The sequence below is a fragment of the Bacillus cereus group sp. BfR-BA-01355 genome (assembly GCF_022663675.1).
In the GTDB taxonomy this organism is placed as follows: domain Bacteria; phylum Bacillota; class Bacilli; order Bacillales; family Bacillaceae_G; genus Bacillus_A; species Bacillus_A thuringiensis_S.
Genome location: NZ_JAKUFY010000029.1, coordinates 26,574 through 42,556, shown reverse-complemented (window position 1 = coordinate 42,556; position 15,983 = coordinate 26,574). Strand labels below are relative to the sequence as shown.

Here is a 15,983-nt window from a genome sequence, read left to right as displayed (position 1 = left end):
AAAAAACGTGCAGAGTCTATTCTCTGCACGTTTTTTAATTACTAACGTTCATATTAGATTAAGCTGTTTTATGATACTTTTTTTTCTCAGCTACTTTCGAAAACCTTGGAAACCCAATTAAAATAGAAACAATCCCACATACTCCAACTAAAATTGGATAAAATGCATATGGTAACAATTCAACCGGAGATAACGCTGCAAATCCTGCTGCCGTTAACATTTGGGCACCGTACGGGATCAACCCTTGCACACAACATGAGAAAAGATCTAATACACTCGCTGATTTACGAGGATCTATTTCATATTGATCCGCAATATTTTTTGCAAGCGGGCCTGTAAAAATAATCGAAATCGTATTATTTGCTGTACACATATTCGTCATACTCACTAAACCAGCAATACCAAATTCCGCTCCTTTTTTCGAACGAATATTACGTGTTAATACATTCATTAAATATTGAATACCACCATTATATTGGATTAATTCAACCATACCGCCAATTAATATAGCAAGTAATACTAACTCCATCATACCGCCCATTCCAGTCGTTACACTTTTAAAGAAACTTTCTAACGTGTAACTTCCATCTATAAGACCGATAACACCAGATAGTACAGTTCCACCAGTTAATACGATAAGTACATTCCAGCCAAGTAGAGCTGTAATAAGTACTCCTGCGTACGGTAAAATCTTTATCCAATCAAAGCTATGCGCTTTAACCTGCGTATCACTTCCTGAAGTAACTATTACTAATAGTACAATTGTAATAATAGCCGCTGGTAATACAATTAAAAAGTTCGTTTTAAACTTATCTTTCATTTCTGTTCCTTGTGAACGAACAGCTGCGATTGTTGTATCTGAAATAAATGATAAATTATCACCAAACATCGCTCCGCCAACAACAGTAGCCATCGTAAGCGCAATTGAGATATCAGTTTGACCACTAATACCTACAGCAATTGGTGCTAACGCTGCAATTGTTCCCATTGAAGTCCCCATAGCTAATGAAATAAATGCACCAATAACAAAGATTCCAGCTACGATAAATCCTGGCGGTAAAATAGTTAACGCTAAATTAACAGTTGAGTCTACCCCGCCCATTCCTTTAGCAGTTTCAGAAAATGCACCAGCAAGCACAAAAATTAATACCATAATCATAATATCTGGATTTCCTGCACCTTTAGCGAACCGCTCTACTTTCACATTAAAACTTTCTTTACGATTCATCACTAAAGCAACTCCTACAGCAATTGAAATCGCTACAAGTATCGGCAATTTATAGAAATCACCTGTAATAATTCCAGAACCAATAAATAGCGCCAAAAATATCCCAAGTGGTAATAAAGCTAAACCATTTCCTCTCGTTTCTTTCAAAGTACCATCTCTCCCTAGTTTCAACCTTTTTCTAATGAATAACAAAAGACCTCTTCCGATGAGAAGAGGTCTTATACATCTATAAGAAACACTCTTCTCATCTTTCAAGCACACGCTTGCTGGATTTGGCACAGCACTCTGAAATCGAGTCCGCTGCCGAGGCATCGTAGGGCCAGTCCCTCCGCCTCTCTTTATAAGAAGGTTTCATATTTATTTTTTAATAATAATTTCTTCCCTAACTTTACTCGCTTACAAAACAAAAGTCAATTATTTTTTGTATAGATTTTTTTGGTAATTATACAAAAATTTGAATACAACAATCATTTTAACTTTTCGATTTCTTCTTCCAATATTGAAATCCAATAAAATTCACTATTTTTTATTGCTGCTAATATCCATTTCGTAGTGTACCAAGCTAACTCATACTCTTCCTTCGTGACATCGCCACTTTTATAAGCATCCTCTAGCTCTTCTTCATCTAATATATACACCTTACCGCTGGGTAATAATACTACATCTAAATATAAATCATCAAAATACGGTAAACCACGATCGTCTATTTCATATTCTTTCGTCACATCAATATAATATTGCACTAAATTGTGCCTATCATCTAACATAGCTGTAATCGCAAAGTTCTTTCCATTAATGAAATATTGAACCCACGTATACCCATCACTTGCAATACAAATTTCTTTACCATCATATTCTTTACAACTAGGCTCTCTCACTTTTTTTATATCCAGTATTCCGAGCATTCCCTCTTCCACTTGCTTAACCGTATAACTCTTTTCTATTAGTCTTTTCCACGAAGCACCGTCACCATATTTACGTTTCATTATGTCTGCTCCTCTTCTATATACAGAAAAGCTCCCACATATTATGTGAGAGCTTGTTCATATTATAATTAAGCAGCTTGACCCTTTTCAGAAATCTCTTTTAAATAAGCTTGTCCTTTTTCAGCGTCATATTGACCTTCCCACTTAGACATAACTACAGCTGCTAAAGAGTTTCCTACAACGTTAACTGCTGTACGAGCCATATCTAAAATACGGTCAATACCAGCAATGAACGCTAAACCTTCAGGTGGAATACCTACTGTACCAAGTGTCGCTAATAATACAACGAATGATACGCCCGGTACACCTGCGATACCTTTTGAGGTAACCATTAATACAAGTAATAATGTAATTTGTTGTGTAATAGATAAATCAATACCGTACATTTGCGCCAAGAAAATCGCCGCAATTGCTTGATATAAAGTTGATCCATCTAAGTTAAATGAATAACCTGTCGGAATAACGAAAGATGTAATTGCTTTCGGACAACCGAATTTCTCCATTTTCTCCATGATTTTCGGTAAAACTGTTTCTGAGCTTGCTGTAGAATACGCTAAGATCAGCTCGTCTTTTAAAATCTTAAAGAATTGGAAAATGTTAATTCCAAATATTTTCGCTGTAAGTCCTAAGACAACTACGACGAAGAAGATCATTGCTCCATATACGACAATTAGTAATTTCCCTAATGGAATTAATGAAGCAAGACCAAATGTAGAAACTGTAACACCAATTAGTGCAAACACACCAAATGGTGCAAATTTCATAACTTGGTTTGTTACATAAAACATTGCGTCAGCTACACCTTGGAAAAATTGAAGAACTGGTCTTCCTCTTTCACCAATTGCTGCTACACCTAAACCAAATAGTACAGAGAAGAATATAATAGCAAGCATATCTCCGTCAGCTAATGACTTCATAATGTTCGTTGGAACAATATTTACAAATGTATCTGCAAATGAATGACTTTGTACTTGCTCTGTTGTATGTGTATATTTTGAAATATCTGTCTTTGTTAACTGCTCCATATTCACGCCTTTTCCTGGTTGGAAAATATTCGCTATTAATAGACCAACAATAATTGCAATTGTTGTAATAATTTCAAAGTAAATAATTGTTTTTCCGCCTAGTCGACCTAGTTTTTTAACATCGCCAACACCAGCAACCCCAACAACAATACTTGCTACAACAATCGGTACAACGATCATTTTAATTAATCGGATGAAAATATCACCAATTGGTTGTAAATAACTCACTACAGCCGGATTGCCAAAGAAAATCGCCCCAACTGCAATACCAAGTGCAAGTCCTATTAATATTTGCCATGCAAGTCCTATTCTTTTCATATTTGTTGTAACCCCCTCTTCGATGTGTCACTCTATCTCTCATTCTATCTCTATAAAACTAAGAAATTAAGAGTATTACATATTATTCGACAATTCACTACATTTTGTCCCTGTTAAAAATCATAAATCAAAATTTAAAATCTGACAACAAAATAACTTTGCTCGAACACAAATAATTTTCTTGACAAAAAATAAACTCATGTCAGAAAACCTCACATGAGAACGATTCCTTACTAGTATTTCATTGGCTTTCTAAGTAATATTTCACCCCATAAAAACTCTTACTTCCCTCCTGCATTTTACAAATAAATCAAAAATTTACCTTTGTTACACATATAAATAAAATGTAAGTACTATGACAATTAAAGTTGAAAAATGATAAATTCCGACAAAACTTAGCAATTTTATAAAGTTTTCTTTACATTATGATTACAACGATAGACACCCTTCTTCTTATGATATATAACATTCATAGGGAAAGGAGTCAGACAACAATGAAAAAGAAATTTGCAGCGTTTAGTGTTTTAGCAGCAGGAACGATTTTTGCTTCCCCGTTACTTTCACCCGTATACGCTGAAACGAATCAAGATAAATTAACTAACATTCAATCTGAATTAGAAGGCAAACAAAGTGACTTACAAAATAAATCAGTCGAGAAAGAACAAATAGAAAAAGAAATTCAAGAATTACAGAAGAAAATCGATGAATTAACTACTTCTATTAATAAAAACGAGGCTGAATTAAACGATACAAAAAAAGAAATTAGCAAAACACAACAAGTAATTACTGACAAAAAGAAACATATAGAACAATTACAAACAAACATAGATACACGTCAGGAAGTTATTAAACAACGATTACAATCTATGCAAGAAAAACCGCGTACAAATATCATTACAGAAGTATTAACAAACTCTACAAACATTGCTGATCTTGTTGATAATATGTACTCCGTAAGTTTAATATTAAACAACGATACAGATATTGTAAAAAAACAAACATCTGATCAAAATGCTGTAACTACAGAAAAAGAAGCTGTTGAGAAAAAAGAACAACAACTGAAAGAATCTGAGCAAAAACTAGAACAAAAACAGCAAGAATTACAAAATAACCAACAACAGCAACAAACTCTTATTAACGATCTACATACGAAAGTAGCAAAAGTAGATTCAGAGATTGAAGGATTAGAAGAATCCAAAGGTATTTTAGAAAATCAACGTCAAGCTGTTCAAAAAGCAATTGAAGAAGAAAAACGTGCCGAAGAAGCTCGTAAAGCGGAAGAAGCTCGCCAGGCAGAAGAGGCTCGCAAACAACAAGCTACTAAATCTGCTCAAGCAACTCAAGCAGCTCCAACACCACATGATACAAATATCGGTGGCTTTATCAAACCAGCAGCTGGATCAAAAACATCCGGATTCGGTGTACGTTCTTTAGATAACCATAAAGGAATTGACATCGCTGCTTCGGGAACGGTTCCAATTATCGCTGCTGCAGATGGCGTTGTTATTCGCTCAGAATTATCATCTAGTTACGGAAACGTAGTGTACTTATCTCACCGTATAAACGGAAAAACATATACGACAGTATATGCTCATATGAATAGCCGTTCCGTATCGAATGGACAAACTGTAAAACAAGGCGATCAGCTTGGATTTATGGGGAATACGGGCCAATCATACGGACAACATTTACACTTCGAACTTCATCTTGGAGAATGGAATGTCGGCAAGACAAACGCAGTTGACCCATCTCCTTATATCGGATTATAAAAAACCTCGGTGCCTACCGAGGTTTTTTATTTACACTTCACACAATATAGGCATTCTACATAAACTATAACTAAATGCCTATAGTTTACGAGGTGATCCATATGAATACGCAATTACAACAAAAAATAGAAGAAGCTAGAACGACATATATCGGCCGGATATTTACATTTGGCGGCTCAGTTTTATTTTTAATCGGTTCATTCCTCGCAGTCACCACAGCCTATAAAGCGTATAATCGGCTATTACATTCATCAACATAAAAAAGACGGTAGATCCCCGTCTTTTTTATGCAAACATTTTAAATATACCTATCGCATTTAAAAATACAATTATTACAGTTACCGGAATGACATAACGAAGTAAGAAGAACCAAATGTTAAATAACGTTTTCCCTTTCGTTTCCGTCACTTCTAATTCTTTCATCAACAATTCTTTACTCATTTTATTTGGTACAAATAATGAAATAGCTAGTACTCCTAACGGCAGCAATACGTTACTTACTGAAAAGTCGACTAAATCAAAAAATGTTTTCCCGAATATTTTCACGTCACTCATTATTCCAAATGATAACGCTGATGGAATACCGACTGCAAAAATAAGAATACCAATTAATAATGATGCTGACGGACGCTTCTTCTCATTACCTTTCGCAACAGATGCTACTACAATTTCAAGCATTGAAATTGCTGATGTTAAAGTCGCAAAGAAGAATAAAATTAAAAACATAATAAAGAAAAATTGACCAAATGGTATTTTTGCAAATACTGCTGGAAGGACGATAAACAGTAATCCCGGTCCTTCAGTCGGTTTAACTCCTAATGCGAAAATCGCTGGGAAAATTGCTAATCCTGCAAGTACTGTAACAAAAACAGTTAAACTTACAATAGATGTTGCTGATTTCGCTAAATGTTCTTCTTTCTTTAAATACGAACTATACGTTACCATTACCGAGGCACCTACAGTTAGCGAGAAGAAAGATTGTCCCATCGCATATAAAATCGTATCTGCTGTAAGCTTTGAAAAATCTGGCTTTAAGAAGAACTCTACTCCAGCAAAAGCACCATCGAGTGTTAACGCACGAACAATAATCGCTATAAATAAAATAAATAATAGCGGCATCATGTACTTACTTGCCTTTTCTATACCTTTCTCTACACCTTTACTTACGACAAAAATTGTACAAAGCATAAAGATAAATTGTGCTCCAATCGCACTTAACGGATTTGAAATCGTTTCACCAAACAATTGTCCATAATCAGCTACTCCATTCCAGAAACTGCCTGTCACACTATAATATAAATAAAGTAAAATCCATCCACCTACAACACTATAAAAAGATAGTACACTAAAACAAGTAACAACTCCCATACGACCAATCCAAGGATATAATTTGCTATTTGGCACTAATACTTTATAAGCTGTAACCGCCTCTTTTTGCGTGCTACGTCCAATAACAAACTCCGCTATTAGAAGAGGCATACCTATAAATAAAGTTAATAGTAAAAATACAAGGAAGAATGCTCCTCCCCCGCCATTACCTGCAACATATGGAAATTTCCATATCGCACCAAGACCTACTGCGGCTCCGGCTGCTGCGAGTACAAAGCCTATTTTCGACGTCCATTGCTGTGTTTCTTTCATCATAAATTCTCCTTTTCTGAATATTTAAACTTTTGTTAATTATACACTTTCATTTCATACTCGCACACCTCCTTTAGAAAATAAAAAAGTCCCCTACACGCAAATATGCATGTAGAGGACGATATATGTAATGTAAATACCGTGGTACCACCTCAATTGGATTGATAAATCCCACTTGTTCAAGTACAGGAATAATTCCGATACTCTATCCTTTTAACGGCGGAACCCGGGTTGCCTACTACAATGTTCAACATACCTCTCGCAAGCCCATTCTGTATAATTTATCGTACCGGGCTCCCACCTAACCCCAGCTCTCTGAACGCATCAAATATACGTACTCTTCTTGCTCATCGATTTCATCTATTGAAGTTACTAGTGATTATAAATTATATTTTTATATTTGTAAAGCGCACTTTATCTTTTATTATTTTAAAACCTTTTCCTCTAATTCTCGCAAAAAACTTTCTCTTTTCCCCTCGTTTTGCATATATACTGATTTCAACACTTCCTGGAGCAATATATTTCGTTCCCTCTTTTCTAACTGTAAATCTTTTAACTTCACCCTTACTTCATATAAAAAATCTAAATACGATTCATATGTCTCATCATATTTATTTGCAATCTCATCTCGAATTTTTTTTGCGAGCTTCGGGCTCGCTCCCCCAGTAGAAACTGCTATATTAAGCAAACCACGATGAATCGCTGCCGGAAAATGAACATTACCACTTTCCGGATTTGTAATAACATTTACTAATTGATTCTCCGCGGCATCTTCAGCAACTTGTTCATTTAATATTGAATCACTACTCGCTGCAACAACTAAAAAAGCACTTTTAATATCACTTTTTTCATATTCTCTTTGATACCAACGAATTTTCTTTTCTTCCACAAGTTTTACTAAATTCGCATCTAATTCTGGACTGATTACAACTATATCTGCACCTTGTTTGAGTAAAGGAATAATTTTAAATCCTGCAACTTTTCCCCCACCAATAACAACAACACGTTTCTCATTAACTCGCACTGTAAGTGGATACATACTGATCTCCCTTCAATAACTCCGTCGTTTTCTGAATTAACATATCTTGAAACGCTTCATTCTTCCCTAAATATGGACTGATTTTTATCTCTTCCAATTCATATTGGCGCACTTCTTTCTCAATATGTTTCATAAGTAAACCTGTAAATAACAAGTAAGGCAGTACAACGATGTTCTTTTCTTTTCGTTCTACAACTTCCTTTAACTTCTCCTCAAATTTTGGCTCTGCAGCCGCTAAATAACAAACTTCTACTTTTTTAACCTTCTCTTCCGTTTGAAATAAAGAAGCAATCCAGTTTATATCTCTTAATACTTCAGGATCACTGCTCCCTCTTGCAACGAGAAGTAACGTCACTTCATTTTTATCTTCCTGTTCGATGCCACTTCCGCTATACACCGATTTAACAAGTGTTTCTGACACACCAAACGGATTACCATAAGTCACTTTAACATTCGGATATTGATTCTTGAGCTTTACCAATTCAAACGGGATATCTTTTTTTACATGACCTGCCGCTAATAAAAAAACTGGAATAACAATAACCTCTGTAGCACCACGCTTCAAACATATACGGAACCCTTCATCAATATTTGGATTCGCTAACTCTAAAAAACAAACTTCTTGAATATTCGCTTCTATACGACTCATACACGATGTAATAAATTGAATCGCCTCTTCTTTTGCTGTCTTCAAACGACTTCCATGACATATATATAAGACGGCTTTCATTTTACAACACTCCACTTACTTGATAAGCATTTTCCGTTTGCTTCTCAAACCAATGGATTTTTTCTCTAAAACGGACAACTTCTCCAATTACAATCATGCTCGGATTTTGAATTTGCTCTTTTTTCGCAACATCTACAATTGTCCCTAACGTTCCAACAACTGTGCGCTGCATAGACGTCGTCCCCTGCTCAATAATAGCAACTGGCGTACTTTTATCTTTTCCATGCTTCATCAGTTGTTCGCATATGTAGGGTAAATTACTAACCCCCATATATACAGCTAACGTCTCTACACCTTTCGCTAAATTTTCCCATTTCACTTCTTCTTTAGCACCTTCTTTCCTATGCCCAGTCACAATAGCAAAACTTGCACTTGCATCACGGTGCGTCACTGGAATACCAGCATAAGCAGGTACAGCTATTCCAGACGAAATGCCTGGGACGATTTCAAATGGTACACCTTGCTTTGCTAATGCTTCCGCTTCTTCTCCTCCTCTACCAAATACAAATGGATCACCGCCCTTAAGCCTCGTTACAACTTTTCCTTTTTTCGCATACTTAATAAGAAATGTATTAATTGTTTCTTGCTTCATCGTGTGATAATTCGGGAGTTTCCCGCAATAAATTAAATCCGCATCAGGCTTTGCGTGTGAAAGCAGCTCTTTATTCACAAGGCGATCGTATAAAATAACATCTGCCTTCTCAATACATTTCAATCCTTTAACAGTAATTAAATCTGGATCGCCAGGACCCGCTCCAACAATATAAACCTTTCCCATCATCTCTCCTCATTTCTTCTATTAAAATGAAACTTCCATTCGTATATAAGAATGGAAGTTTTTATTTTTTCGTATTACTGATCTCTACTCATGAATAACAAAGCCCGCACCTTTTCGAATCTTCTTTTTTTCAAACAAAGAAATCTCTTTTACCTCTGGCAACGGTAAAAAATGCTTTTCAAGCTCAATCTCCGCAAGCTTAAATGCCTGTTCTTCACTTTGAGCAACAACAACAATCGGAACAATATCACTCACTAATACAGCTTCAAATCGATATAAATCCATATTGTCCTCCCTAAGACGCTATGACATCTTCTAACACGTTATTTAACGCTATTTGTAATGTATCTACACCAACACGACCTACAAAATCATAAAATGTTTCGGCTGGTAATTTATTCTCTTTGAAATAACTTATAAATGATGCGAGTACATCAGGTAAATCCTCGCCATCTATTTTTCCTTTTAACTTTTGATTGTAGGCACCGCCATCTAACAACGTTCCACCTACGTATATTTCAAACGCTTCAACAATTCCCTTTTCCTTCGTTTTCATTTTCACCCCTTGTAATCCAATGTCAGCAATTTGACGTTGACCACATGAATTCGGGCATCCTACCATATGAATTCGAACTGGAACATCAAGTGCAATTTGTGTATCTAAGTATTCTGCAATTTTTCGTAATCTTTCTTTCGTTTCTACTAGTGCAAGATTACAATATTCAATACCAGTACATGAAACCGCATGACCAATAAATGATTTGGGGCTTGCAGATATCGCTTCAAACAACGGTTCACTAAGTAATCCTTTTACATTTTCCGGCGGAACGTTCGGAATAATAAAATTTTGTGAATTACATGTACGAATTTGTCCATTTCCATATTGCTTTGCGATTCTTGCAATCTCAAACATTTCTTCTGCATGTAAACGACCTACTGGTACATTAAAACCTACATATTTTAATCCCTCTTGTTTTTGGTCTTGAACACCATAAAAATAGCCTGCATTCCATCCTTTGAGTGCACTTTCCCCTTTACTTTGTAAAGGCCCTGTATACTCTATTAGTTTCTCTTTAAATCTCTCTGCTCCCCAGTCCGCAACAAGAAATTTCAAACGGGCTAAATGACGTTTCTCACGATATCCAAAATCACGGAATATAGTAGCAATCGCAATCGCCACTTCCTTCACTTCTTCTGGTAAAACAAACACATCTAATTCATCAGCTAAATATGGACGGGCTGATAACCCTCCGCCTACTTTTATATGAAAACCAACTTTTTTCTCACCATCTATTTCTTTCGTAGCAGGTGTAAATGCAACACAGTTAATCTCTGCGTTTGCTGAGTTATAAATATTAGAACTAATAGACATTTTAAATTTACGTGGCAAGTTAGAAAACTCTTCATTATGTTGGAAGTAGTCATATACTTCTTTCACAATATGTGTCGTATCAAATAGTTCATTTGCATCAATTCCAGCAAGCGGATTACCTGTAATATTCCGCGTAATATCACCACAAGCCCCCGCTGAAGATAATCCAACTCTTGCTAATCTTTTAAAAATATCTGGAATTTGCTGAATTTCTAACCAGTGAAACTGAATCGCCTGTCTCGTAGTAATATCTATTACATCACGTCCATAATCCTCAGCGATAGAAGCAAGTACTTCTGCCTGCGCATTTGTAATAATCCCTGACGGAATATTTACCCGCATCATAAAATAACCAGCTTCTTTTGGACGTTGTAAATACAATCCTGCCCATTTAAAGGCATCCCACTCTTCTTTCGGAATAGATTCAAATCCATTTTCCGCATAGTAAGGAATATCATTAAAAATTTCTAAACCATCTTTTTCTAATTTATTTTTCTCCGTCTGATTTAATTTTTCATTGTTAGCCCATACTTTTTCATAACTCATTTTTAAATCCCCCTATATAAAGTGAAACTTTAATCAGTAGAGTTTTGTTCATCCCACGCTGATTATTAGCCTTAACCAATCGGGTATTTACGGGCAACCCGACTCCCACCTAACTTCTTTGCCCCAACCGAATTTTGAGGTGGGAATTTTACTTCCCGGCAAATAGCGGGATAAAACTACGCTCTTGTAAGTACTTCACGATTTGTTCTGCACATTCTTCAATAGAATATTTGTGCGTTTCTACAATTAATTCTGCTTGTTCTGGCTCTTCATAAGGCGAATCAATACCTGTGAAATCCTTAATATCACCTTTTCTTGCCTTTTTATAAAGCCCTTTCGGATCACGTTTCTCACACTCTTCAATCGGACACTTCACAAAAATTTCAATAAATTCATCTGCCGCTAATAAATCTCTTACTTGTTTGCGATCTACTCGAAATGGCGAAATAAACGCTGTAAGGACAACTGTTCCTTGATCTACAAATAACTTTGCCACTTCGCCAATACGTCTTATATTTTCCATGCGATCACTTTCAGAAAATCCTAAGTCTTTATTTAAACCGTGGCGAATGTTATCCCCATCCAGCACATAATTTCCAATATTCTTTTCAAACAGTTTACGAGCGACCGCATTCGCTACTGTAGATTTACCCGAAGCTGATAAACCAGTAAACCAAATTACAAAACTGTGATGTCCATTCTTCACTCTTCTATCATCTTTTGAAACCGAAGCTATATGCCAAGTAATATTCGTATCCATCTCGTTCTCTCCCTATTCTGTTACTACTTCTTTTTTTAAACCTTTAATTAGCACTTCTACTACTTCTTTACGACTAAATGTACTTGGCGGAATCTCACCGTTTCTTAATAATTCTCTTACTTTCGTACCCGATAAAATAACATGATCTTCTTTTCCGTGCGGACATGTTTTCGTTGAAGCCATCGCTTCACATTTCGTGCAGTAAAAACTATGTTCAAAGAATAGTGGTGTAATGCCTAACTCTTCTATCGTAAAATTCGTGAAGATTTCTTGCGCTTCGTATGTTCCGTAATAATCTCCTACTCCGGCATGATCACGCCCTACAATAAAGTGTGTACATCCAAAATTCTTTCTTACTAACGCATGAAATATAGCTTCCCTTGGTCCTGCGTAACGCATTGCAGCAGGAAATACACTTAAAAAGACACGATTTTTCGGATAATAGTTTTGAAGGAGTACTTCATAGCTTTCCATTCTTACATCAGCAGGAATATCATCCGATTTCGTTTCTCCAACGAGTGGATTTAAAAAGAGACCATCTACAATTTCAAGAGCAGATTTTTGAATATACTCATGGGCACGATGTACCGGGTTTCTCGTTTGAAATCCGACTACTGTTTTCCACCCACGTTTTTTAAATTCTTCTCTCGTTTCAATTGGGTCTAAACGATAAGAAGGAAATTGATTATTTTCAAAGCGTTTTGTTAGAATAATAGTTCCTCCAACGTAAACGTTTGGCCGTTCATATAACTTTTTCACTCCTGGATGAACCTCATCCGTTGTTTTATATACAAGTAACGCTTCTTTTTCTTTATCTGGTACGAAAATATCTTCTATTTGAATAACACCATATATATTTCCATTGTTGACAAGCTTTACTTCCTCTCCAGTCTTCAGGCTTTCTGCGACTTCTTCTGTTACCGGTAATGTAATCGGTATACTCCACACACTACCATTTGCTAAACGAAGCGTTTCTACGACTGAATCATAATCTTCCTTCCCTAAAAAACCAGTAAGCGGGCTATATCCACCTGTCGCCAATAGTTCTAAATCACTTAAAGCAATATTGTCTAATTTAATTTCTTTTTCAATTTGTGATACCTCATATGTCTCATCTATACGGTTTACTAATTCGTTTACTGTGCTCATTTTCTATATCCCCTCTTAGCTTTATTTCAAGATTCATCTTATTGATAATGAAGACCACATTCGGTTTTCATTTTCCCAGCCCATCTACCATCTCTTGAATCGCCACCATCCCCTACAGGTAAAGTACATTTCTCACACCCAATACTTGGATAGCCAACATCATGCAACGGGTTATACGGCAAGCTATGTTTGTATACATATCGCCAAACTTCTTTCCACGTCCAATGAATGAGTGGACAAACTTTAATAGATTGAAAACGATGATCTTGATTTATAAACTTTGTATGCTTACGTGTTTCTGATTGTTCCCTTCTTAAGCCCGATATCCATGCTTTTTCCACGACTAATGATTTTTCTAAAGGTAAAATTTTTCTAATCTTACAACAAAGATTCGGATTGCTCTCCCACAGTTTTTCACCATGCAACTTCGCCTGTTCATCAAGTGTAAGTTCTGGCTGTTTTTCTATAATATTCAATGAAGGAAATCGTTCCCTCACTCTTTGAATTAATTCATACGTTTCTTGAAAATGAACATTTGTATCTAAAAATACAACTTTAGCAGATGGATTTACTTGGTTTATAAGGTGCAGCAATACCATACCTTCCACCCCAAAGCTACATGCATAGACGATTTCATCTTTATACTCTTCATAAGCCCAATTTAATACTGATAACGCGCCTTTTGTTTCATCTTCTTCCGAAAATGAAACAACATTTTCTTCCCACGTTTCATACGTCAACATGTTTTTTCCCCCTGTAAAAGCAAAAAGACGGTTTTAACCTAATGAAAATAGGTTAAAACCGCCTCTAGTTTTTCTAGTCAGCGCTTTTCACTTTAAACGTACTTTTTCACTTTTCTCTAACTGAATTACTTTTCCATCTTGCACAACAATTGTAATTGAACCATATTTCATATCAGCAAGCATCGCTTCAATCTTCTCGGATACTTCATCAAAATGTTCCCGTACACTCACGCGAACAGCCCCCCTTTTTATTCATAAAAAAAATCTTTCCCATTTCGAAAAGACTGTTCGGTAATATATTTTACCTTATCTTTCAAAATGGATTCCATTTTGCTGGATTTAGCACCTTGCTTTCTATAAGCAGGTTGCCGAGCTTCTTCGGGCCAGTTCCCTCCGCTTCTCTTGATAAGCTTTGTATTTGTATTTTATCACAATTCTGATTTTTTTCAATCCTAGTTTTCCGATATATTTTAATTATTTTATTTTACAAAAAAGGAATTGCCCATCCGAACAACTCCTTTTCTATTTAGACAAGCTCTTTAATACGTATGCGATCGTTCCCAATAATATTTTCATATGTTTCGCGTTCCACAACTACTTGCGATGTTCCGCCTTTTGCAAAGACCACGGCTGGTCTTCGAATCCGATTGTAATTATTCGCCATCGAATACCCGTAGGCTCCTGTACAGGAAACTGCTAGTAAATCAGCAGAAGCGACTTTTGGTAAATGAATATCCCAAATCAACATATCTCCACTCTCACAGCATTTCCCAGCAATCGAAACGAGTTCCTCATTCTCATCATTCCCTCGATTCGCTAACATTGCTTCATAACGCGCACTATATAAAGCAGGTCTTAAATTATCTGTCATTCCACCATCGACTGATACATATTTCCGAATACCAGGAATATCTTTCACAGATCCAACTGTATAAATTGTTGTCCCAGCATCACCTACAATGCTACGGCCTGGTTCAATCCATATTTCTGGCAATGGATATTCACATACAGTAAATTGTTCTCTCACTGCACTTGTTACAGCTCGCACATATGTCTCAAGAGTTAATGGTGTATCCGACTCTGTGTAGCGTATTCCAAATCCCCCGCCTACATTTAACACTTTTACTACATAGTTTGTTTGCTCTCTCACTTCTTCTAAAAATTGGCGAAGAACTTCAATTGCTCGAACAAAACCAACTGTTTCAAATATTTGCGATCCGATATGTGAATGAATCCCTAGCACATTATAATTTGATTTTTGTAAAGCAAATCCAATTGCCTGCATCGCTTGACCGTTTGAAACGCCAAATCCAAATTTCGAATCATCTTGGCCTGTTGTAATATATTCATGTGTGTGCGCCTCTACTCCAGGCGTTACACGAATTAATATGTTCACAAATTTTCCATGTTGCATCGCTAAATCGTGTAAAATTTCTAATTCAAAGAAATTATCTACGACAAAACAACCAATATTCGCCTGAAGAGCCATCACTATCTCTTCTTCTGTTTTATTATTTCCATGAAAATGAATACGTGATGCTGGAAATCCTGCTTGGAGCGCAGTATATAATTCTCCCCCAGAAACAACGTCTAATGACATATTCTCTTCACGAGCTACTCGGCACATCTCCATGCACAAGAACGCCTTGCTTGCATATGCTACTTGATAAGAGAAACCACTTTCTTTAAAAGCACGATGAAACGCTCGGCATTTTCCTCGAATAGACTCTTCATCGTATACATAAAGTGGTGTTCCGTATTGCTTTGCTAGCTGCGTCGTATCGCACCCTCCAATTTCTAAGTGTCCTTGCCCATTAATTCGGCTTGTGCCGTGTAAATACATTTAAATTCCTCCCTTATTTCCTCTAAAACTCATAACCCCAATCTTCTATTCATTGC

16 protein-coding genes, 2 riboswitches and 1 other annotated feature are annotated in these 15,983 nt (G+C 36.2%); of the genes, 2 read left to right on the top strand and 14 right to left on the bottom strand.

The features are described from left to right. Positions 1 to 58: 58 nt before the first annotated feature. From MR167_RS12375 to gltP, 3 genes are all read right to left on the bottom strand, one after another. Positions 59 to 1,375 (bottom strand): Na+/H+ antiporter NhaC family protein, encoded by a 1,317-nt coding sequence (locus MR167_RS12375; RefSeq protein ID WP_000665498.1) that lies wholly within the window; start codon positions 1,373 to 1,375, stop codon positions 59 to 61. A 94-nt stretch (positions 1,376 to 1,469) separates the two neighbouring features. After that, positions 1,470 to 1,575: riboswitch (SAM riboswitch) on the bottom strand. Positions 1,576 to 1,695: 120 nt separating this feature from the next. Continuing rightward, positions 1,696 to 2,214: a ribonuclease FAU-1 family protein gene (locus tag MR167_RS12370; protein ID WP_000824630.1), complete on the bottom strand. Its 519-nt coding sequence runs from the start codon at positions 2,212 to 2,214 to the stop codon at positions 1,696 to 1,698. A gap of 68 nt (positions 2,215 to 2,282) precedes the next feature. Further along, positions 2,283 to 3,557 (bottom strand): glutamate/aspartate:proton symporter GltP, encoded by a 1,275-nt coding sequence (gltP, locus tag MR167_RS12365; protein ID WP_000821134.1) that lies wholly within the window; start codon positions 3,555 to 3,557, stop codon positions 2,283 to 2,285. A gap of 494 nt (positions 3,558 to 4,051) precedes the next feature. On the opposite strand from gltP, the gene MR167_RS12360 reads away from it, so the two are divergent. Continuing rightward, positions 4,052 to 5,326, top strand: a complete 1,275-nt coding sequence (locus tag MR167_RS12360) for a murein hydrolase activator EnvC family protein (RefSeq protein WP_000726091.1) — start codon at positions 4,052 to 4,054, stop codon at positions 5,324 to 5,326. A 101-nt stretch (positions 5,327 to 5,427) separates the two neighbouring features. Next, positions 5,428 to 5,586: a hypothetical protein gene (locus tag MR167_RS12355; RefSeq protein ID WP_001096007.1), complete on the top strand. Its 159-nt coding sequence runs from the start codon at positions 5,428 to 5,430 to the stop codon at positions 5,584 to 5,586. A 25-nt stretch (positions 5,587 to 5,611) separates the two neighbouring features. Here the strand turns inward: MR167_RS12355 and MR167_RS12350 are convergent, their stop codons facing one another. The 11 genes from MR167_RS12350 to lysA all read right to left on the bottom strand — a co-directional run bounded on the left by MR167_RS12350 (position 5,612) and on the right by lysA (position 15,927). Next, the gene (locus MR167_RS12350) at positions 5,612 to 6,967 is read right to left on the bottom strand and encodes a sodium-dependent transporter (RefSeq protein WP_000665434.1); all 1,356 of its coding nucleotides are present in this window, start codon (positions 6,965 to 6,967) and stop codon (positions 5,612 to 5,614) included. 111 nt (positions 6,968 to 7,078) lie between these two features. Beyond that, positions 7,079 to 7,327, bottom strand: a binding site (T-box leader). 64 nt (positions 7,328 to 7,391) lie between these two features. Beyond that, positions 7,392 to 8,006, bottom strand: a complete 615-nt coding sequence (locus tag MR167_RS12345; protein ID WP_000283361.1) for an NAD(P)-binding protein — start codon at positions 8,004 to 8,006, stop codon at positions 7,392 to 7,394. Continuing rightward, positions 7,981 to 8,736, bottom strand: a complete 756-nt coding sequence (locus MR167_RS12340) for a sirohydrochlorin chelatase (protein ID WP_042597455.1) — start codon at positions 8,734 to 8,736, stop codon at positions 7,981 to 7,983. Before MR167_RS12340 ends, MR167_RS12345 begins: the two co-directional genes overlap by 26 nt. 1 nt (position 8,737) lies before the next feature. Next, on the bottom strand, positions 8,738 to 9,514 hold the full coding sequence (gene cobA / locus MR167_RS12335) for a uroporphyrinogen-III C-methyltransferase (protein ID WP_042597454.1): 777 nt from the start codon (positions 9,512 to 9,514) through the stop codon (positions 8,738 to 8,740). 84 nt (positions 9,515 to 9,598) lie between these two features. Continuing rightward, on the bottom strand, positions 9,599 to 9,799 hold the full coding sequence (locus tag MR167_RS12330) for a DUF3906 family protein (RefSeq protein ID WP_242314749.1): 201 nt from the start codon (positions 9,797 to 9,799) through the stop codon (positions 9,599 to 9,601). A gap of 10 nt (positions 9,800 to 9,809) precedes the next feature. Beyond that, positions 9,810 to 11,432: a nitrite/sulfite reductase gene (locus MR167_RS12325; protein WP_242314748.1), complete on the bottom strand. Its 1,623-nt coding sequence runs from the start codon at positions 11,430 to 11,432 to the stop codon at positions 9,810 to 9,812. A gap of 148 nt (positions 11,433 to 11,580) precedes the next feature. Then, on the bottom strand, positions 11,581 to 12,192 hold the full coding sequence (cysC, locus tag MR167_RS12320) for an adenylyl-sulfate kinase (protein ID WP_042597452.1): 612 nt from the start codon (positions 12,190 to 12,192) through the stop codon (positions 11,581 to 11,583). Between the two features lie 12 nt (positions 12,193 to 12,204). Further along, complete coding sequence (gene sat, locus MR167_RS12315; RefSeq protein ID WP_000108784.1) at positions 12,205 to 13,341, bottom strand: sulfate adenylyltransferase; 1,137 nt, start codon at positions 13,339 to 13,341, stop codon at positions 12,205 to 12,207. A 38-nt stretch (positions 13,342 to 13,379) separates the two neighbouring features. Further along, the gene (locus tag MR167_RS12310) at positions 13,380 to 14,084 is read right to left on the bottom strand and encodes a phosphoadenylyl-sulfate reductase (RefSeq protein ID WP_000959017.1); all 705 of its coding nucleotides are present in this window, start codon (positions 14,082 to 14,084) and stop codon (positions 13,380 to 13,382) included. Between the two features lie 87 nt (positions 14,085 to 14,171). Further along, a complete protein-coding gene (locus MR167_RS12305; protein WP_000116158.1) occupies positions 14,172 to 14,315 on the bottom strand; it encodes a YezD family protein in 144 nt (47 codons plus the stop codon). Positions 14,316 to 14,387: 72 nt separating this feature from the next. Further along, positions 14,388 to 14,496: riboswitch (SAM riboswitch) on the bottom strand. Between the two features lie 114 nt (positions 14,497 to 14,610). Further along, positions 14,611 to 15,927 carry a diaminopimelate decarboxylase gene (gene lysA / locus MR167_RS12300; protein ID WP_242314747.1) on the bottom strand — a complete coding sequence of 439 codons (1,317 nt, stop codon included), beginning with the start codon at positions 15,925 to 15,927 and terminating at the stop codon, positions 14,611 to 14,613. Positions 15,928 to 15,983 lie beyond the last annotated feature (56 nt).